The sequence below is a fragment of the Undibacter mobilis genome, from assembly GCF_003367195.1.
Lineage (GTDB): Bacteria > Pseudomonadota > Alphaproteobacteria > Rhizobiales > Xanthobacteraceae > Pseudolabrys > Pseudolabrys mobilis.
On sequence record NZ_QRGO01000001.1, the window covers coordinates 51,887 to 71,736 of the forward strand.

Consider the following 19,850-nt stretch of genomic DNA (forward strand, 5'->3'; position numbering starts at 1 on the left):
GTCACCGCCGGACCTCGAGCAACCGCCGGAACCGCGATGCGATCCCTAGATTGGGCGCGAGAAAACGCAGCGCCAAGACAAACGGCGAAAATGGGTAGCTCGTCCACCACACCCACAGAAAGCCCGGATGGTGCGGCCTCAAGGCAGAAACAATGCATCGCCACAGGTTGGCGCTCGGCAGCTGTCCGGCAGGAAAAGCCGCGTCGAGATATTGAAGGGGAACCTCGCGATGCCGCCTTATAGCGCTCCACCAGTCCAGGTCCGGCGCCGTCACGCAATATGGCACCAAGGTCGGCAGGCGCGTGCGAACCCATTCCTCCATGACAGGCATACGATCGCTCGCTCGCTGCCGTAACGCCGCCGTGACAGCTGAGGACAAAGGCTCAAAGTACCGTCCGCCGACTGGACGTTGTTCGCGACCCCTCAACCGACCGGCGCGGCGCGTCACCGGCCAGGCGATGGCGGCAAACATCGGATGTCGCGCCAAATAGGCCTGCAATTGCGCAGACTCCAGATGCCCCGGCAGTTGGTTCTCGCGGTTGACGTATCGAAATCCGGTGCGGCGGATAAAATCGGTCAGCATCAGGCCGTGGTCGATGACGCGCGCACCTTCCAGCTTATAGATGAGCGGGCTTGATTCCGCTTCGTACCCATCTGTACGTCCAGTGAGGCGCGGAAACAGCAAGCACACGATACTGCGCCGCTCATCGGCCGCAAGGAAGTCCAACAGCGATGCTACATATTCCGCGGAATACCAAAGCAACTCAAAATCGTCGTTGAGAAAATTGATCGCGTCGTAGCCGCGCTCGAGTGCGTAATCGATGCCGTAATTATAGGCCTCATAAAGTGAGCCGACTTTACGCCCGACGTCGTTTTCCCGTCGCCGCGTCACGACGATATTATCGTAGCGGGAGATCAGCCGATTCAGCGCGACATCCATTTCCGGACGCGTGCTGCCGTTGTCCACGATCAAAATATCGCTGCCCGGCCACAGATCGGCGATCGAGCTCGCAAGCGCCTCAACATAGTGCGGCAGATCGCACGAAGCGATGAGGTGAAGCACTCTCTTCTGCATCACTGCAGTTTCCGCGCCCCGGCCGCGAGTTCCTGGATGGCGGCGGCCGCAGGCTTCACGAAGACATGCGGCAGCATTTTGCGCCGCAAGGCTGTGTCATAGATTCGCGCGCTAGCGGGCTGAGACCGCGGCACTGATTGCATACGAACCGGAAGACCCAGCGCAGCAAAACAGATCTCCGCAGCACGGCGCGCCGGCAACGGTTCACCGCTTGCCACATTCAGCGTGCCATGGCCGGCACAAGCAACGACTGCGCCGACCACCGCCGCGAAGTCCTCCGCACTGACATAGTCACGTACATCGTCGCCCTCGCCGAACAACGTGACTAGACCGCCTGCCAGTGCATCGCGCACGAATCTGTTCGGGCCGTAAGCATTGTGAGGATCATCGGCACCCAGCACCATGACCGGACGCAGAATCGCAACATTCCCTTCCAATGCCTCAAACAGGCGTTCCCGCGCCAGGTGCATAGCGCCGTAGGTGTCGGGCGGCAAGGGCGTCGCCGATTCATCGACTGCGCCACCCGCACCTGCTGTACCGTAGACCGCTTCGCTTGAGACGTAAGTGACATGAGCCACGGGTCTCAGCTTCACGGCGGTGACGACGGCATTTGCCATCCGCAGGTTGGCATCATAGGCCTCTTCCGCAACCGCCCTGCCGGATGCCACGCTTAACATCACCACCGCGTCGTCGGCTTTCAGATTATCCGCCAGAACGTCCGCGTTGCCCGCTGCAAGATCGAGGTCGCGGCGCCCCAACGACACGCAAGTAACGTCGCGGCCGCGAAAATAGTGCCCCACATGACGACCGAGGAAGCCACCGCCCCCGAGCAGAACAACGCGGCGGGGTTTGAGCGGGGCCGTCGGAGAAAAAGGCACCACTACTTCTTTAACATCAACAGAAGCCCGTTACCGATCGGCAGCAGGCTGCGGTGAAACTCGTTGTGCCGGCCGGCCTCGTCGAGCATGGCCTTCACGCCGCTGCCCTTCGGATCGACCGGCGCATCGTTGAGAACATCACCGTGATAGGTGGCGTCGTCAAAGATCATAATGCCGCCGCGGCGGATCGACGGCTCGATCAGGCGGAAGTAGTCAAGATAGCGCTCCTTGTTGCCGTCAATAAAGGCAAGGTCCACCTGCATTCCGCGCAGGAGACCTGGCAGCACGTCGATGGCATCGCCAAGATGCAGCTCAATGCGATCGGCGAGACCGTTGGCCGCGAAATTGCGGTTGGCGACGGCAGCGAATTCGTCGAACTTTTCGATGGTGTGAACTTTGCCACCCGGCGGCAGCGCTGTCGCCATAGACATTGCCGAAAGGCCAATGAAACAGCCGATCTCGAGGCACACCTTGGCGTTCGTCAGGCGGACGAACAATTCGAGCAGGCTGAGCGGCATCGGGTTCGAGCCCATCACCTCGACCGGAAAACGCGGCGACTGTTCGAGATCGAAGCGCTTTTGCGGCTCCTGCAAAGCGCAGCTCGTCATGATGGCCTTATAAAGCCGCGGGAAATACTCTGCATCACTTTCGCGATAGAGCGAATTATGAAACGGCTGGGTGACGAGCAGTCGCTCGTGAAATTCGATTTTCTGTTGGTTGCTTGCGGTCATGGGTTCGACAGTCTCGTTCCTTAATAGGGTCCCTTGAAGGTGTCGACATGCGCGCTGAACGTCATTCCTTCTTCGCTCTCGCCACACAGCGCGAGCGAAGCTTTCGTGATCGACGAAGCCTTGGGGTAAAATGCTTCTTCGAGCGGCGCAGACACGGGCGCCGGACAATCGGCAAAGCCGAGGCGGCACACCGGCGCTTTCAATTGCTTCAGGCAGCGTTCGGCCGCGAGGGCCGCGATCTCGGCAGCCAGGCCGCAAAATTCCCAGTCGGTATCGACGACGACAAGACGGCCGGTCTTGCGGATCGATGCGGTGATCGTATCGACGTCAAGCGGGCGCACTGTGGCGATGTCCACGACTTCGGCGGCAATGCCTTTCTGCTGAAGGTCCTGCGCGGCGACGAGTGCCTCCTGCACCATGATCGAACAACCGACGATGGTGATATCCGACCCTTCACGGCGCACAAAGGCCCGCCCAAGCGGAGTGGGGTTAGGCTCAATGTCGACTGGCCCCTTGATGTCGTACAGGCGGCGGTTCTCGATGATGACAATCGGCCTGTCGGCTTGTAATGCGGCAATAGTCATGCCCTTCGCGTCAGCGGGCGTGGCTGGCGCAAGCACGGTCAGGCCCGGGAAGTGCCCCAGCACCCCATGCAATGACTGCGAGTGAGTGGCGCCCTGCCCCCAGCCGCGACCGACGATGCCACGCACAACGAGCGGCATCGGAACGGCATTCGGACCATACATGTACTTCCACTTCGCGGCCAAATTAATCATCTGGTCGAAGGCCAGAAACATAAAGTCGTTGCGCAGGTGAACGATGAGCGGTCGCTTTCCCATCGCCGCCGCGCCGATGGCGATGCCTGTAAGCGCATTCTCCATCGCCGGCGCATCAAAAATGCGTTCCTTGCCAAACTTTCTGACCGCCTCGGTCGTCGAGCCGAACACCGCCGACGAATAATCCACGCCAATACCGGTGACGAAAATGCTCTCGTCACGCTCCATTGCCTGCACCAGGCCCTCGGAAAGCGCCTGACAGTACGTCAAAGTGCGGCTCATAGCACACCCTCAAGGATCAACCGGACCTCTGGCCACGGCGCAGCCTTCGCCGCTTCGATCGCGCTTGCAACTTCGGCGTCGATGTCGGCGAGCCAAGCCTCATACTCGGCATCGCCGAGCGCGCTTGCGTTCATGAGGCGCTTTTTGCTCACCGCGAGAGGATCGCGCCGCATCCAGTCCTCGAGCTCGTCGCGCGTGCGATATGTCCGGTTGGCTTCATAGTCGAAAAGCGGGCCAACATGCTCGCGCCAGCGGTAAGTGAGGCATTCGATATAGGCTGGCCCCTCGCCGCGTCGCAATCGCGCAACGGCGTTGGCGACCGCCTCACGCACGACGCCGACGTCGTTGCCGTCAATCACTTCGCCTGGCACACCAAACGAGCGCACGCGATCGATGAATTCGCTACCAGACTTGCGCCGTAGCGACAGCGGCGTTTCAGTGGAATACAGATTGTTTTCGCAGCAGAATAGGACCGGAAGGCCGTTCACTGCCGCATAATTTAAACTTTCATAGATCACGCCTTCCTCGAACACCGCATCGCCGAAGAAAGTAACCGCAACGCGTTTGCCGCCGTCCATCTTGAACGCGAGCGCGCTGCCAACTGCCACAGGTACGGTTTCGCCGAGGATGGCAGACGTTGCGACAACGCCGACCTTGCGGTCCGCCAGATGTACCGAACCACCGCGGCCGCCCGAGCATCCCGTCGCGCGGCCGTAAAGTTCGGCGACAAGGCCAGCGAGATCGCCGCCTTTAGCAAGATAATGCGTATGGCAACGGTGGTGACTGAAGATCACGTCGTCCTGTTGCAAGGCGCCACAGACGCCTACGGCGACTGCCTCTTGTCCGATACCGAAATGCGTAGGCGTGCGCATCTGCTGCTCGGTCTTGTAATGATGGGCGATAATTTCTTCCGCACGACGGATTCGCAGCATCGACCGAAGCAGCCGCTTTTCTTCTGTTGGATCGAGAAGATTACTCATTCTGTTATCGTCCAATAATAGTCGCCTTCATAACCCGCCTCGTCGAACAAGGCCTTCCAGCCGTCCGGATTCCGATGGGTTTTTGCTGTCAGCACCCACTCCAGGAACAACGCCTTTTCCGCATCATCACGATAGGCATCAACCTGCACGTAGGCACGTGAATTTCGCGTCACACGCATGATCTCCCTTAGAGCCTTGATCAGGCGATCATGTTCAAGGTTATGCAGCGTGTTAATTGAAACGACCGTGTCGAAGCTGTGGTCCGGGAACGGCAGGTTATCCGCCTCTCCCAGATGCAGGCGCCCGACAACCTCAGCCTCGCAATTCATCAAAGCATAGGAAGAGATATCGATGCCGAACGCCTCGAGACCAGGACATTCCAGCGCAAGGTCCTTGACGAGAAAGCCCTTGGCCGCGCCGACGTCGAGCACCCGCATACCCGGGCGCAGCGCGAAATGCCGGATCATGTCAGCAGCGATGGGCCGCCAGCGCCCATCATAGCGATAGCCTCCATAGCCATACTCTCGCGGCCCGTCGAAATACATCTGCCCGTACTCGCGCGAGATACGAATGTGCTCATCGGTACGGGCGTTGCGACGCTGTGCGATATTGCGTTTCGTGCGCGGATAGCGCGCCAGGAGATCGATTTCAGCCATGGCGAACCAGCTGGTTCATCTCGTCAAATCCGGTTTCGAACGGCGTAAAGCGGAATTGCGGGAACGCCACCGTGACTGCGGCGACCCCAAAAGGTCGGTAGCCGTTGTGAGGCATAGGCCCGCTGCGCGGCGTCGTTGAGATCGCGACACTGCCGAATCTGGCAGCGGCCTGCGCGATCGCGTTGAAGCTTCGAACCTCGCCCGTCGCGGCATTGAGGATGCCTGCGCTACGATGCCACACCATCAGACGCACAAGCTCGGCGACGTCATCGACAAGAATATGGTCGCGGCGCTCTTCACCATTTCCGAACAGTGTTATCGGTACGCCTCGGGCCGCCTGACGGACGAAGCGATTTGGGCCATAGCCATTATGCGGATCGGCTGCGCCATAAACCAGTGTGGGCCGGATCACGCCAAATCCGGCGCCTACGACATCGCGAAGCATCGCTTCCCGGGTCATATGCATGATGCCATGCAGCGAGTTCGGCGCGACCAGCGATTCTTCCGTGAGCGGCGCATCGCTATCGGCATAAACTGCGTCCGAACTGGCATAGAGAACATAAGCCGGCTTTCGCGAAGCAATTGCAGCACAGACTGCACCCATCATTCGCACATTGCGAGCCAGCATCGCAGCCGACTTGCAAGGGGCCTCCGCTGCGGTGACGACAAGAGCATCGTCCTCGCGCAACAGCGAGGCGAGCCTCGTATCGGCACCATCGGCGAGAAGATCGACGGCCTCGCGCCCCAGCAACAGCGTCTCTGCGCCGGCAGCGGACATTCGCGCGCCGGCAGCGTTGCCAATAAAGCCAGGGCCTAAAACAACGGCGCGCCGCGGCGGCGCCGCGTGCGCAAGACCATGAGACAGCATCGCTATGAGCTTCCCGCGGCTGCACCCGCCCCGAGTGTCATATACCGAAGCCCGGCCGCAACGGCCGCCTTTTCGTCGAGGACCCGGTAAGGATCAAGCACCAGCTTGCCGCGCATGACAGCGGCCAGCGAGGACGGCGCGATCGAACGATATTCCGGCCAGGGCGTCATTATGCAAAGCGCGTCAACGCCGGAGGCGCAGGCAATCGGGTCATCGGCGGCAATCGCGCCTGGCGCGACGTCTCGCGCAGTAACGACCGGATCATGGACGCGAACCGCGCGCGTCTGCATGCGTTCGACGAGTGCGAGCGCTGGCGAATTCTTCGTGCTCTTCGTGTTTTCCTTATAGGCCAAACCCAGCACGCCGATGACGGCCGCTGGGTTTCGGCTGAAAACATGTTCTTCCAGCATGCGGGCGGGCCAGCCTTTGCGATGGGCGCTGTTCGACACCGCCGCTGCGACAAAGGACGTATCCGTTCCATGCCGTTCGCCGTAACGGATGACGGTTGCGAGGTCCCGCTCCAAATTGCCGCCCGCGATGCCGAGGCCCGGCTGAAGGTAGGCATATTGGCCGATACGCCGGTCTAGCCGAAGCGATCCGCTGATTTCAGACCAGTCAGCCCCAATGTGCTCGCACAATTCGGCGAGGGTGTTGGCGACACTGACCGACGCAACCAGGCACAGATTGATGCTGATCTTCGCCAGTTCGGCGCTTTCCATCCGCATCGGCAAGATCGGGCAGGAAAACGCCGACAGGAACTCCAGGAACGGCGCCGGCAGCGCCGCCGCAGGATCGAAGCAGCCGACAATAAAGCGCTCGGGATAAAGCGCGCGTTCCACCGCCCTGCCGAAAACGAGCGTCTCGACCTGATAGAAAAGCGGCCCCGACACCTTGGGCGCAATGCTGCGCGTGAAACCGGGAGGCACCTGGCTAAGCACAACGAGGACCGACGACCCGCCAACAGCAGATACGACGATCTCGAGCAGCGCCATCACCGGGCTGAGATCGGATTCGCCGCGATCATTCGTCGGAACATCCGGCGCAAGATAAACCACGTCTGCACGTCCCAGCACCTTGACGTCGCTCGTCACCGTGATCTGCGACCGGTGTGTTTCGAACAGCATGTCAAGATCGGGTTCAACCACGGGCATGACGCCGTCCGCCACTGGGCCGACGCGAGCCGGATCAGGATCGAACAGGATGACGTCAAAGCCTTTGGCAGCGGCCGCGACACCCGAGCAGATGCACAGATGGGTGAGGCCACAAAAAGCGACGGTCGGCCGGGTCATGCGCCGAGCACCTTAGCGCCAGCTTCTGCCGCCAGACTGTGCAGCGTGCGATTGATCCAGCGATCATTGGCCAAATTGCCATCGCCGGAGGCCTTACAAAGCGCAATGAAATACACGTATTCCGCGGCCCATGTCGGATCGGCCTGGACAAGTTCAACCTTATCCTCTGGCGGCCGCCCGCTCGGCAATACGCGTTTGCGATGGACGAACGTCGTCGGGCCCCACTTGCAGAGGCTCTCAATGTGCGCGCTGCCCTTTTCCGCGAGGACATCGCAGGTGAAGTGATTGCGCCACATCAGCAAGGTCATTTCCAATTGTACAAGCGGTGAATGCTGCGTCTTGGCAACGTCGATGCCGACGTGGTCAAAACAACGGTTCTCGTGCGCCGCCGCCCAGCGGATTCGGTAATCCCATTCGCGCGCCTGCGGGAACCAGAACAATAAGGTGTCGAGCAAGTGGCTTCCGAGGTCCGGCAGCACCCCCGCGCCCGTGTCTCGCCACGCGCTATCGCGCACGAGCCGAGCGGTGCCGTTGCCGTAAAACATGCGCACGCCGTAGATGTTGCCTAAAACGCCGCTGGCGATGAGATCGCGCATCCTCATGAAATGCGGCTCAAACCTATGATTATAAGCCGTATAGCAGACGACACGATTGGCTTGGGCGAGCCGCTCCAGCTCGGCCAGACGCGCATCGTTCGGCGCAAGCAAGGGCTTCTCGACCAAGACATGCTTGCCGTTCGATAGAAGGTAAGTGATCAGGTCGATTTTCGGTTCATCGGGTATGCACAGCAACGCTGCGTCGTAGCGGTCGAGCGGCACCTGCTCGATGGACCGGAAATCCGCGTCGGCCGACACAGGGTCGACAACCGCAGCGCAATCGGCGCCACTGGCGGCTTTCCGCTTGTGGCCCTGAACACCGTAACCGACGACGATAACCCGCATGCGAGAACCGCAACGCGCCTTATGCGGCAGAGTGCTGGAAACCCGCCCGCGACTCATAGCGAGAAATCTTGTCCCGCACATCGTCTGGCGTTACCGGAATATTACCGTCACGTTCGCATTCCACCGCGGCGGCCATCGCGCCAAGGATCGAGGCGATGACAATGTTTTGTGAGCTCTTCAGCGTCAGCGTCGCGTAGGCAAGCAAGGCGTCGCCTGCGCCGACGGCATCGACGATATGGTCGGCGAACGGATCGACTGTAAAAAAGCTCCGCGGCTCATTCGGGGCATCCGATGGGCGGAACGCGATAAGGCCACGATCGCCCATTTTCAGGATCAGATGTTTGCAGCCGGCCGCTTCGTACAGCTTCGTGCCGAGCGGGCGCACCACCGTGTCCTGATCGCCGAGCGCAAAACGCGCTTCCTTTTCATTTGGCGTGATTAGATCGAAATTCTGGAAGTCCAGAATGTTGCCCCAGCGGCTTGCTACCTGACTGTCTCCCACGCGGAATACGCCCGCTGGAAGGGCCTCGATCAATGCATCGATCGTGCGGGCATTGAAAATACCGTGCCTAAAGTCCGAGAAGATGACAATATCTGCATCTACCGCCTTCAATTGCTGACGCAACTGCTCCAGAACGCGATCCGAAATTCCACGATTGTCGAGCGTATCGATCTTCAGCAAGCGGTAACCGTCGGCAACGACCGCATTCTTCACCGTCGTGGGCCGCGTGCGATCGATAATCGCCTTGGTGTCAATTCCAGCCGCGACAAGATCGGCAAGGACAAAATCCTTGGGCGCATCGTCGCCAAGGACAGTCGAAAAGGTGACTTTGGCGCCGGCCGACGCAAGATGCTTGGCGACGATACCGGCACCGCCAACGTAGTCCCTTTCGCCTTCGTAACGAACACTGAAAGTCGGCGTCTTACCGGCAGCACCTATCAGCGAAGTTTGCGTTAGTCTGTCGACGATGGTGTCGCCGACAATGTGGACACGAATGCCGCCAGTCCGATCGAGCGCCTGGCGCAGGTCGGAAAATGTGATCTTCTCCGCCTCCATCAGGGCAACGAGCTTCTCCATCGACAAGTTCGGTGGCCCGCCATCGATGATGGCTGATGACGAATAAACGATATCGCCCGGCGTAAAGATCATTTCGCCGCCGTAGGATTCGACGGCTTCCTTCTCTTCGTAAGTCTTTGGATTGAGACTACCTGCCTGATACTCGTAGCCCTTGACGAAATAGTCTGGACACACGATCGCGATATTAGCGATCGGGGTCGGCTGGCGGTCGATGATGACGTAATCGACCATTTCAAGAGCCGCGAGATTCATCGCGCGAAGATCTTCCGGCACATAAGGCCGGTGATTGGCTTTTGTGATGTGAGCGTCGCAAGTCAGCGACACGACGAGGACATCACCCTTCGACTTGGCGTAAAGCAGGTGGCGGATATGACCCGGATGCACCAGATCGAATGTGCCATGGCACATGACCACTGCCTCGGCGCGCGGCGCACCATTCGCCGGACGCGCCCCGATGAGGCCAGCAACCTCCGCCGCGTCTTTGATTTTACGCTTGAAATTGCCTTCAATCACGCTCGCTTACCTCTTTGGTGCGATCCGGATCCATATACGCAAACCAGGTCTTGGTCGCACTGGCGATCGATGACACATCCCACAACGGCGCGTCCCGCCAGTAATCGATATCGGCCAGAACATTTGCGACGCCCTGCTCGAAGCTGACCTTTGGCTTCCACCCGAGGTCGCGCGAGATTTTGCCGATATCCGCCCAGGTGCAGTCCGGCTCTCCGGGACGTTTCGGGATATTGATAACCGCGCCGCCGAGCAGCTCGACCAGACGATTGACCGTCTGCGGATTTCCCGCCCCAAGATTCCATACCTGTCCGCTGATCTGCGCTTCCGCAGCCGCGACAAACGCCTCGGCGACATCGGTCACATAAAGGAAGTCGCGGCTTTGGGTGCCGTCGCCAACGACCGTGAACGGCTTGCCGGCGATTTTCTGCTTGAGAAAAACCCCGAACACCGCCCCATAGGCGCCGGATGTGCGCGAGCGTGTACCGTAGGCGTTGAAAATGCGGATGACATTGACCGACAGGCCGTAGACCCCGAACCAATGCAGCGCTGACAGCTCGCCGAGATATTTCGACAAGGCATAGGGGTACTTCGTGTTGATCGGATGATCCTCGCGCGTGGGCACGTTGGCCAGTCCGTAGCACGAGGATGAGGCAGCGTAGACAAAGCGCTTGATCTTGGCTTGTCGCGCGGCCTCAAGCACCTGAACGGTCCCTTGCACATTGACCGACATATATTCCGACGGCCGTTCGATCGACGGAACGATATCGCCAATACCTGCGAAATGCAGAACGATCGAAGCGTCGCGAAAGGCGGCATCGTCCGGAGCGATATCGCGGATATCACGCCATTCAGCTGTGACATCGGGATTGGTGGCTTGAGATCGAAGATTGGCCTCGCGCCCACCGGAGAGATTGTCGATGACGCGCACGGCGTAACCGCGCGACACTAGAACATCCACTGCGTGGCTGCCGATGAAGCCGGCCCCGCCAGTTACGACAGCAATCGCCTTGTTTGGCATTGTCGTCCCGACTCTCTATCAGGCCGCCGACGCGCCGGGCACCCGGATGCTGTAACCCGCCGCCTGGGCGTCGCGGTAGAACATGGACACGGTTTCCAGCGAGAACGTCGAGAGATCCTTTCCGAGCCCGGCGACCTTAGCCAGCAGGTCGTTGGTCATGGTGATGATATCGCAACCGCAATCGTTCGCCTGAACAAGATTGAGGATTTCACGCGGGCTCGCCCACAACAATTCGGCTTTCGGTCGGGATTGCAGGATCCGCTTGCACTCAAGCATGATCGCCACGGGATCGACGCCTGTATCGGCGATACGGCCGGCAAAGACCGAAACAATGGCCGGGGTGGCCGGCGACAAAGCCTCGGCGACCTGGCGCACCTGATCCGTCGTCAGGATGGCCGTGACATTGAGGACTACGCCTTCCTTCGACAGGCGCGAGATGACCTCTCCCATGAACTCGCCCTTGGTGTTGGTGACCGGCACCTTCACATTAACGTTCTTGCCCCACGACCCGATGACGCGGCCTTGCGCGATCATCTCATTCGCACTGTCGGCGAAGACCTCGAAAGACACCGGCCTGTCCTGAATGCGCGCCAGCACCTGACGGGCAAATTCCTCGTAGTCCTGAATGCCAGCCTTGCGCATCAGGGTCGGGTTCGTGGTGAATCCCTTGATGAAGGGCTTCTCCGCCATCGTCAGCATCCCTTGCAGATCGGCGCCGTCGGCGAAGATCTTGATCTTGAAGTCGCGGATGGCGTTCATGTGTTCTCCTGTCCAAACCCGGCGAGGATCGCGTCGGCGGCCTCGCCAACGTCAAAAACTGTTAGGTCGGGGGTCGAAACCTTCTCGGGCCACCCCCGGTCCACGAGGATCGTGCGGCAGCCGGCAGCGCGCCCTGCCTCGATATCGCGCCAGCGATCGCCGATCATGAAACTGCGCGACAAGTCTATTCCAAGTCTATCCGCGGCGCGGGTCAGCATACCAGGCAGCGGCTTGCGGCAATCGCAGCCATCGGCATCGACATGCGCACAAACTTCAATGGCGTCGATTGCCAGTTCGTCTTGCAAACGCCGGTGCATGGCTTCGACGACCGCCGGGGAAACGTCGCCCGTCCGAATATCCGGTTGATTGGTCGCCACAACGATCAACCAGCCCGCTTCCTTGAGGGCTCGGCAGGCCGCTGGCGCTGTCGGGTAAATCTCAAAATCGTCACTGTTCCGCGGCGCGCGCGGCTTGCCGGCGAAAAACAGGGATTTGCTAAGTACGCCGTCGCGGTCCAGAAAAACCGCCCGCGCCGAACGCGCCGATCCATTGGCGGAAGCCCCGATCATCGGGAAACAGTGCTCTCCCATTTATTGCCCTGAAGCATCAGCTTGGGATGACAGGACAGCGAATGCCAAACCACCGCCTGGAATGCCTCGGCATGCGGTGTGACATGATCGGCATTTACGGTAGGCACTACGACGACGGCATCGCCGACTGTCTTTGTGTAACCGCCGTCACGGCCGACCACGCCGAGAATCTTGCAGCCGATCCGCCGCGCCTCGTCCAAAGCGCGCACCAGATTGACACTGATGTTCCGCTCAACACTGCCGCCGCCGACCGACAGCACGAAGATCGCGTCGTTCGGCGTGGCCCGACTGCCTTTGAGCCAGCCGGTAAAGACCGTTTCCCAACCCTCGTCATTGGTCCGCGCCGTGAGTTCGGCGACGTTGTCCGTCGGTGCATAGGCCTCGAGCCCGCAGAGTTTTCGGAAATCGTTGACTGCGTGGCTACAGTTTGCGGCGCTCCCGCCGACGCCGAGCAGAAAAAGTCTTCCGCCGCGATTGCGCAGGGCCACCAGTTCGTCGGCCAGCTTCTCAATCAACCCATGATCCAGCGCCTGGCAGATCGCCGCTGCTTCTTTGAGATAATTCTGGGCATGCGTCGTCATAAGCGCCTCAAGCTATTTTTTGATTCTTCATGGTACGGACGTTGTAGTAGCGCTCGTCCGACATGCTGTTTGGAAGGCGACCGGCCTTGAAAGCCGCGCAAACGTCCCGGATGGCATCCTCGACGGTCCGCTTTGGCGCGTAGCCGAGTACACGGCGAATCTTGTCCGAGTTGACGTGATAGGAGCGCAGGTCGTCAGACGGCGTCGTAACGATATCGACCGAGCCCTGATTGGGAAATTCGCTTTCGACCACCTGCTTCGCAATCTGCGCGATCTGCATGATCGACAGATTTTGGTAGCCGGCATTGAAAATTTCGCCGGCAATCTTGTCGTTCGGCGCCTCGAGCAGCAGGGAATAGACATCGGCCATATCATTGATATGCAGATTGGGCCGCATCTGACTGCCACCGAACACGGTAATCTTGCGGTTCATCACCGCATGCGCCGTCAGAATATTGACGGAAAGGTCGAGCCTCATGCGTGGGCCATAGCCGCAGATGGTCGCGGGCCGGATCGCCACGCAGGTGAAATCGGTTGACTGGTGCTTGAAGAGGATCGGTTCGCACATGCCTTTGAATTTATTGTAGAGCGTCAGCGGCACCAGAGGGTGCTCCTCGGTCACATCGGGAGCGTCGGACACGCCATAAACCGAGCTCGACGACGCGTAGATGAAGCGCTTGGCCCCCGCCGCCTTTGTAGCGAGCACAAGATCCTCGAAACAGTCGAAATTGATCGATTTGGAGAGACCTTCATTCAGTTCAAAGCTTGGATCGTTGGAGATGCAGGCCATGTGAATGACGGCATCGCACCCATTTGCCGCCTCGCGAACGTGCGCCGCGTCACGAATATCGCCTTCGATCACTGTCAGCGCCGGGTTCTTGGGCAAACCGTCGCCGCCAAAATACATCGTGTCGTAAACGACGACTTCATAACCTTGGCTGAGAAGCTGCGGCACCAGCACCGAGCCGACATAGCCAGCCCCCCCGGTGACCAGTACACGTTTAAAGCGCTTCTGAAGGGTCATGATATCCTCTACGAGATTGAAGTCTTGGCTGATCGGGAAGCGGTGGTGAACGGCATTCTTTTAGTTACTCATAACGTATTACGAGACATTTCCTTGGGCTGTCGTTGCGGTCATAACGACGGCGTCCTTTACGATGCCGGCGCCGGCCGGGGCATAGGCCGAATAATAGGACCCAGCGTCGTGTTCGTTGTTGGCGGTTTCGGCCAACAGCCGATCAACGGCCTGTGCCAGCTCTTCCGGTGGAACCAGCATGATGTTGGGATGGATTTCCTCCGGAGCAATCATGTTGAGGTTTTCGAAGCGCAAATTTAGATAGTCGATATCGATCACTTTTTTGCCAGCAAGAGCACCCTGGTGATTGGTCGTACAGGAATGCGAGACAATGAAACGGCAGAACGGCTGCAGATAGTAGATCTGGTAGTTGCGCGAGATCGTGAAGCCATAGCGCATCGCGTGGCTATTGTAGGTATCGAAGTCGCAAAGCGGGTGCAGCGAAAGGATGATCTTCTGACCGGTAGCTTTGAGCACGTCGCAAATCGCGAAAAACTGCCGGAAGTGAACGTCCTCGGACGTGTTCTTGTGCTCGGCGGACGGGGCGACGTTGAACAGAATGAAGGATTCGTCAAACGTGAAGCCGAGTTCTTCTTGCATGCGGCTGACAAAACCCGGATCAGCACATTGCCGAGCGACCTGATCGATGCTGGGTTTTCCTAACATACCGACGCGATTATGCGCATAACCGTTTCGATACAGCAGCTCGGCGGAGAACTGGTACGGGACGTATATCCGGTCGTAAATATCGTAGGGCTTCTTCCAAGGATCGTGATAGAGCAGGCCCTGAAACCAAGCTGCCAGCATTTCTATCGGATCCTTCGCGAATTGTTGCTTTCCATTATAGCTACGGATCCAATGCGGAAAGATCTTAGCCAACTGCCGATTTACGATATCCACGTCGGCACGAAGGTAGTTGGTCCACATACCCATATCGACATTCTGGAAGCGCCGGCGGATATAGACGTCCTCCCCGTAGCAGGGATAGGTTGGATAGCAGAAAAGTTTTGCTCCGGCCTGACGCGCAATCTTGGCCAGATGGTTCTCGACGCCGATTATCGAGCCAAACGATGCCGAGAAGTAGATGTCCGGTCGAGACCATGCCCAGGTCTTCCGGGCGATTTCCCTCGCGGCGATCGACGCGTGTAAATAATTTGGCAGTGAGATAAAGCGGCGCAGCGGCGAAGAGCGCGGCAAAAAGCGCGAGAGGACCGCGCGGATCCGACTGCTGAGAAATTTGTGAATGCCAGGCCGGTCCGCCGGGATTATGGCTAGCCTGCCGGCCTCAGTCCCGAAGCCAAGTTGAGTACTGTAGTTTCGCACCTGCAGACCCTGGGCGCGACATTTGTCTTCATAAGCCTGAGCCACGCTGTCATTCCAGTACAATGCGACGTAAACCTCGTGCCCCTGGGCGGCAGCTTCGAAGGGCAGGCTCCCAGATTCGATAACGAATTGCTGAGCTTGGAACGTAAAGAGAATAGAATGCTTTTGCATGATGGTATTCAACGAACAGAGGCTAGTATTGGATAGGACGTTTGCGGCCGGCGGGTAGACGCCGCGCAAAACCTCGCAAGGTGTATTTCGCGCTCGGTTCCTGCAACCTTTCGCAGGCTATTAGGTCGAAGCCCGCTCGTGCGATCAGCAGTGCATAAGACGCAAAACTGAAAACGTGCATATGGCCGAGGAGATATTCTTCGCGTTCCTGACCTTCGATTTCGGCCGCCTCTGCATCGGGCAGTTCGACATAGACAAGGCCGTCCGGCTTCAGCAGTCTATCGACGCTGGCTAGCAGTCGGACAGGGTCGACAACATGCTCAAGCACCCGGTTGAAAGAGATTAGGTCGAACTGACCTAGATGCTCCACAGTGGCGACATCGGCAACCTCAGCCGCAATACCGACTTGGTCCCGAACATGGGCAATTAGCGTCGCATCCACGTCGATGCCGACGCAATCCCATCCAGCCTGCTTCATCCGGTAGGGGAAGACGCCAAGACCTGTGCCGACATCGAGCAGGCGCGGCGCTGCCTTCAGGCGGCCCTCAGGCCAGCATCGCGAGAGATAAACATGGATATTGGCGACACGCCCTGCGTTGTCCGAGCGGTCGGCGGGTAAGCTATTGATCCGATCGAACGTGCTCTTAATGCGATCGCGATCGCCCCAAACCTTATCGACATAATCAGCAAGGTAGAGCCGACTAAGGTCCGCATTGATCCATTCCAGCAGATGTCCGCATCGATCGCAGCGGTGAAGCTCGCGGCGATAGACCATGTCCTTGATCGCATCAAATTTGAATTCGAGCGGAGGCTGTTTGTCATACACGAAATGGACGTGCATTTCGGCGCCGTCGCACATTGGGCAGATGCGGGAAATCTTGTCTCCGGGCGGGCGCTTGGTATCAGGCTGGTACATAATCACTCTTGGAAGGCGGCGCTAAGGCGCGCCAAGTCTTTTTCATCGTCCAGCCAGCAAACCAACGCCTGCTTGTCGGCGGTGAGATATGCTAGAAAGGATTCGATCTTATCGGTTTCAACCAGCATCACGAAGAAGCGGCCGGTAGAGGCGCGGACAAGAGCGGTCCGAAAGTTAAAGCTCTTGAGCCGGCCGTTCGTCGATGGAGTTGCGTAATAGCCCCAAGATTTCCGCGCGACATCATATTCCGCACCGTTTGGCGTAATGAAGGTGACCTGTTCGTTGGGTTCTAACCGTATATGGGCGCAGTCGCACAAGACATCCTCGAGCCCCGCGCCTTTGACAGTGAAGCAGCGGGGTGGAGTTTTAGCGTCGATCTTCATGTCCAAGTCCAGTCAGGCAGGATGAAATCTTTCATCTTCCAGGTGCCATCTTCCTTCGACCATATCTCCCTGTTGCGGAATTGCTCGGCGATGGAGAAGAATTCATCTTCGGAAATCTTGGTGAAGCGGCAAAATGCTTTGATATCATTAAGCGGAAGCTGGTCGCCAGTTGCACGAATGACCTCTAGAGCTGCATCGCGCGTCATCCGGCCATTGCGGATTTCGATGGATAGATTGTCGAAGAGGCGCGTGAATCCGAACTTGTACCATTTCATCCAGTGGTGGACGGCGATGAACTCGTCATCGAGGTCGGCATAATTGTAGAAGCCAGTACGCGCGCCATCTTCTTTGATCTTCATGCCGTTCTCAACGGCAACGCGACGACTCTCTTCAGGATCCCACTTGAAGAAGTAGCCTAAGAAAATCGAGGCCGTTCCACTTTGAGTAAGCTCTTCGTCGCTAGCGCCAACATAGGGCGTCATCATCTTGGCGGTAAGGTCGGCGTCGACCCAATCGGCCGCGCTGGTTCCGTGCGAGACGCCGAATTTATTTAGCCAAGCCTTGTCGAGCTCAAATTCGGCATCGCTATCTTTCTTGCCGCCGTACTCTGTTGATGAATCCTCACCCCAGATGATTAGCGGGATACGGAACCTGTTCGCCAGCATTCGAGAGATACTGAAGATCGCGGTATGCATCGGCGTACCGCAATTGCCAAAACGTCGGAACGATTTCAGCAGGAAAACAGCTTCGGCCTTCGGATTTATTCGGTAGTCAATATGGTCGACACCAAGGTCGATTAGATTGTCCAGGTTGTTGCGGCCCAATTCTGTACGCAACGGCGGTGCATAGGTGAACGTCAGAGGGTTCAGGCCGTATTCCAAACACTTCACAGTCTGCCAGGTACTGTCCTTGCCGCCACTAACCGGGATAAGACAGTCATAGCCCGAGCTCCGGCGTTGCGCTTCCTCGACAATTTTTCGGAAGGTCTTTTGACGTTCCGGCCAGTCAATATGTGGTTTGTTGCGGTGATTCATACAGGCATTGCAGACGCCATCTCTTCCAATAACCAGATTTGGGCGCGTATCCGGAAGGACGCAGGAAGCACAGTATTTCATTAGTGAAGGCCTAGCTGGAGAATTCTTCGAGGAAAAGCTTGGTGTTTAGGAAGTTAAACAGGAACTTGCTTTCGCTGTTTTGCAGATCGCCCTTGCTCAAGATTTCGGGCATGCGGTCGCGGCGGATCACATCGAAGACCGGGCTGTCTGCGAGGAGCTCATCTCGAACAGCGGGGTCCTGGGTGTCGAGCAGAGAAAGTATCGGCGTGTTGAAGCCGATCTTGCGTCTTTGATCGAGCACTAGATCGGGCACGATGCCACGCATAGAGTCGCGCAGCACTGCTTTGTTGAACCCATTCTGTATCAAGTGACGATTCGGAATCGAGTAGCAGAATTCGAACAAATTCCGGTCGAGATACGGCGAACGGTTCTCGATCGAAAAATACATCGCATTCAGATCGTCCTCGTGCAGAATGACGCGAACGCCTTCGAAGAATATCTCGTTCATCATGCGGTTGCGCAGCAACGAGTCAGTATAGTGAACTTCCGCGAATTCTTCGGCAATGGGATTAGTGAGGAAATCGGCCCAGACGTGGTTGTTAAGATAGATGTGATCGCGGAATCCCCAGTTTCCAACAAAAAGGTCGGGGTTCGATAGCAATGGATTGCGGACTTCGAGTTTGACATGCTTGGTCCAGGCAGCTACGGCCGCGTCATAGCCAGGCTCGCCCTTCATCTCGGCCAAATACATCAGGTGATGGTCATAGTAGCCCGAAACCAGTTCGTCGGCGCCGGTGCCGCTAAATGACACCTTGTAGCCGGCCTTGGCCACTTCCTGCATCAGTAGCCACTGCACATAATACGTGATCGTGTAGATCGGCGCGTCGTGATATTTCACCAGCTCGCGCATTTCGGCCATGATGTTGCCCGGACGAAGATGCAGTGGCGTATGACGAATTCCTAGCGTGGCAACGGAAGATGCCACGATGGCACTCTCATCGTAGCGAACGTCGTCGTTCATGATGGTGAAGCCATGGACGTCGTAATTGAAGATCCGTTTGGCGATGCTGATGATCGCACTAGAATCGACGCCACCGCTCATCATAAAGGCCATAGGCACATCACTGCGCAGGCGCAAGCGGACGGCCTCAATGAGCCGCTCCCGGCAACCGTCGACGGCCTGCTTATACGACATGTCGTCACGTGGCTGAAAGCGTGGATGCCAATACGGCCGCTGTTCGGTCTTCCCAGTCGCACCGATGAACAGGTTGTGGGAGGGCGGCAATTCGGACAGACCTTCGAAGAAGGTCTCGCCGCCCTTGTAAAGCGACTTGTAGCCATTCACCAGGAAGCGTGAAATCTGCGCCTTGTTGATCGGCAATTTCCGGCCAAGCAAGGCGAAGATAAATTTCGCCTCGGAACCGAAATAGATGCCGTCTTCGCTCTGGTGAATATAGAGTGGCTTTTCGCCGAAGCGGTCGCGCGACAGGGTGAGGCTACCGCGTACGGTGTCATAAACCGCGAGTGCCCACATGCCTTCGCACTGGTCCAGAATGTCCCAGCCTTCGCGCGCTATAGCGGTGATCAGCACTTCCGTATCCGACTGGGTACGAAACTGTGCGCCGCCGAACTGGAGCTTCTGGCGCAGTTCTACATAGTTGTAGAGCTCGCCATTATACACGGCGGCAAGATCGTCGACCTCGAAGGGCTGGTTCGCTCTTTCACCTATATCGATGATCGAGAGGCGGGAGTGAAGTAGATACGTCCGACGGCCGGCGGAATTGGCAAAGGACTTATAGCCGGCATGGTCGGGGCCGCGGCGCCCCATCAGGACGCGACAAGCTTCAAGCCGCTCCGGTGAGAGCGAGGCCGTTCCAAAATAACCGGCAATTCCGCACATTTTCTGAATTTA

At 58.2% G+C, this 19,850-nt stretch carries 20 protein-coding genes; all 20 read right to left on the reverse strand.

Features of this window, described 5'->3' with window-relative positions; all coding sequences use genetic code 11:
* Position 1: 1 nt before the first annotated feature.
* The 20 genes from DXH78_RS00220 to asnB all read right to left on the reverse strand — a co-directional run bounded on the left by DXH78_RS00220 (position 2) and on the right by asnB (position 19,838).
* Entirely contained in the window at positions 2-1,075 is a 1,074-nt protein-coding gene (locus DXH78_RS00220) for a glycosyltransferase (protein WP_115515177.1), read from the reverse strand.
* A complete protein-coding gene (locus DXH78_RS00225; protein ID WP_115515178.1) occupies positions 1,075-1,956 on the reverse strand; it encodes an NAD-dependent epimerase/dehydratase family protein in 882 nt (293 codons plus the stop codon). Before DXH78_RS00225 ends, DXH78_RS00220 begins: the two co-directional genes overlap by 1 nt.
* Positions 1,956-2,684, reverse strand: coding sequence for an O-methyltransferase (locus tag DXH78_RS00230; protein WP_115515179.1), 729 nt, complete (start codon positions 2,682-2,684; stop codon positions 1,956-1,958). The genes DXH78_RS00225 and DXH78_RS00230 overlap by 1 nt, the downstream gene beginning before the upstream one ends.
* A gap of 20 nt (positions 2,685-2,704) precedes the next feature.
* Positions 2,705-3,742: an alpha-ketoacid dehydrogenase subunit beta gene (locus DXH78_RS00235; RefSeq protein ID WP_115515180.1), complete on the reverse strand. Its 1,038-nt coding sequence runs from the start codon at positions 3,740-3,742 to the stop codon at positions 2,705-2,707.
* On the reverse strand, positions 3,739-4,722 hold the full coding sequence (locus DXH78_RS00240) for a thiamine pyrophosphate-dependent dehydrogenase E1 component subunit alpha (RefSeq protein ID WP_115515181.1): 984 nt from the start codon (positions 4,720-4,722) through the stop codon (positions 3,739-3,741). Before DXH78_RS00240 ends, DXH78_RS00235 begins: the two co-directional genes overlap by 4 nt.
* Positions 4,719-5,378: a class I SAM-dependent methyltransferase gene (locus DXH78_RS00245; protein WP_115515182.1), complete on the reverse strand. Its 660-nt coding sequence runs from the start codon at positions 5,376-5,378 to the stop codon at positions 4,719-4,721. The genes DXH78_RS00240 and DXH78_RS00245 overlap by 4 nt, the downstream gene beginning before the upstream one ends.
* Entirely contained in the window at positions 5,371-6,246 is an 876-nt protein-coding gene (locus DXH78_RS00250; RefSeq protein ID WP_115515183.1) for an NAD-dependent epimerase/dehydratase family protein, read from the reverse strand. Before DXH78_RS00250 ends, DXH78_RS00245 begins: the two co-directional genes overlap by 8 nt.
* 2 nt (positions 6,247-6,248) lie before the next feature.
* Positions 6,249-7,535 carry a UDP binding domain-containing protein gene (locus tag DXH78_RS00255; protein ID WP_115515184.1) on the reverse strand — a complete coding sequence of 429 codons (1,287 nt, stop codon included), beginning with the start codon at positions 7,533-7,535 and terminating at the stop codon, positions 6,249-6,251.
* Entirely contained in the window at positions 7,532-8,476 is a 945-nt protein-coding gene (locus DXH78_RS00260; RefSeq protein WP_115515185.1) for a Gfo/Idh/MocA family protein, read from the reverse strand. The genes DXH78_RS00255 and DXH78_RS00260 overlap by 4 nt, the downstream gene beginning before the upstream one ends.
* 19 nt (positions 8,477-8,495) lie before the next feature.
* A complete protein-coding gene (locus DXH78_RS00265) occupies positions 8,496-10,067 on the reverse strand; it encodes a PfkB family carbohydrate kinase (protein WP_115515186.1) in 1,572 nt (523 codons plus the stop codon).
* Positions 10,060-11,085 (reverse strand): NAD-dependent epimerase/dehydratase family protein, encoded by a 1,026-nt coding sequence (locus DXH78_RS00270; protein ID WP_115515187.1) that lies wholly within the window; start codon positions 11,083-11,085, stop codon positions 10,060-10,062. Before DXH78_RS00270 ends, DXH78_RS00265 begins: the two co-directional genes overlap by 8 nt.
* Positions 11,086-11,103: 18 nt before the next feature.
* On the reverse strand, positions 11,104-11,844 hold the full coding sequence (locus DXH78_RS00275) for a transaldolase (RefSeq protein ID WP_115515188.1): 741 nt from the start codon (positions 11,842-11,844) through the stop codon (positions 11,104-11,106).
* On the reverse strand, positions 11,841-12,413 hold the full coding sequence (locus DXH78_RS00280; RefSeq protein WP_168192657.1) for a D-glycero-alpha-D-manno-heptose-1,7-bisphosphate 7-phosphatase: 573 nt from the start codon (positions 12,411-12,413) through the stop codon (positions 11,841-11,843). The genes DXH78_RS00275 and DXH78_RS00280 overlap by 4 nt, the downstream gene beginning before the upstream one ends.
* Positions 12,410-13,015 (reverse strand): SIS domain-containing protein, encoded by a 606-nt coding sequence (locus DXH78_RS00285; protein WP_115515190.1) that lies wholly within the window; start codon positions 13,013-13,015, stop codon positions 12,410-12,412. Before DXH78_RS00285 ends, DXH78_RS00280 begins: the two co-directional genes overlap by 4 nt.
* A 7-nt stretch (positions 13,016-13,022) precedes the next feature.
* Complete coding sequence (locus DXH78_RS00290; protein WP_115515191.1) at positions 13,023-14,039, reverse strand: NAD-dependent epimerase/dehydratase family protein; 1,017 nt, start codon at positions 14,037-14,039, stop codon at positions 13,023-13,025.
* A gap of 78 nt (positions 14,040-14,117) precedes the next feature.
* Entirely contained in the window at positions 14,118-15,584 is a 1,467-nt protein-coding gene (locus tag DXH78_RS00295; protein ID WP_147292547.1) for a glycosyltransferase family protein, read from the reverse strand.
* A gap of 22 nt (positions 15,585-15,606) precedes the next feature.
* On the reverse strand, positions 15,607-16,500 hold the full coding sequence (locus DXH78_RS00300; RefSeq protein WP_115515193.1) for a class I SAM-dependent methyltransferase: 894 nt from the start codon (positions 16,498-16,500) through the stop codon (positions 15,607-15,609).
* A gap of 2 nt (positions 16,501-16,502) precedes the next feature.
* Positions 16,503-16,883: a hypothetical protein gene (locus DXH78_RS00305; protein ID WP_115515194.1), complete on the reverse strand. Its 381-nt coding sequence runs from the start codon at positions 16,881-16,883 to the stop codon at positions 16,503-16,505.
* Positions 16,880-17,998, reverse strand: a complete 1,119-nt coding sequence (locus tag DXH78_RS00310; protein ID WP_115515195.1) for an N-acetyl sugar amidotransferase — start codon at positions 17,996-17,998, stop codon at positions 16,880-16,882. The genes DXH78_RS00305 and DXH78_RS00310 overlap by 4 nt, the downstream gene beginning before the upstream one ends.
* Before the next feature lie 10 nt (positions 17,999-18,008).
* Positions 18,009-19,838 (reverse strand): asparagine synthase (glutamine-hydrolyzing), encoded by a 1,830-nt coding sequence (asnB, locus tag DXH78_RS00315; RefSeq protein WP_115515196.1) that lies wholly within the window; start codon positions 19,836-19,838, stop codon positions 18,009-18,011.
* Between the last annotated feature and the right edge of the window lie 12 nt (positions 19,839-19,850).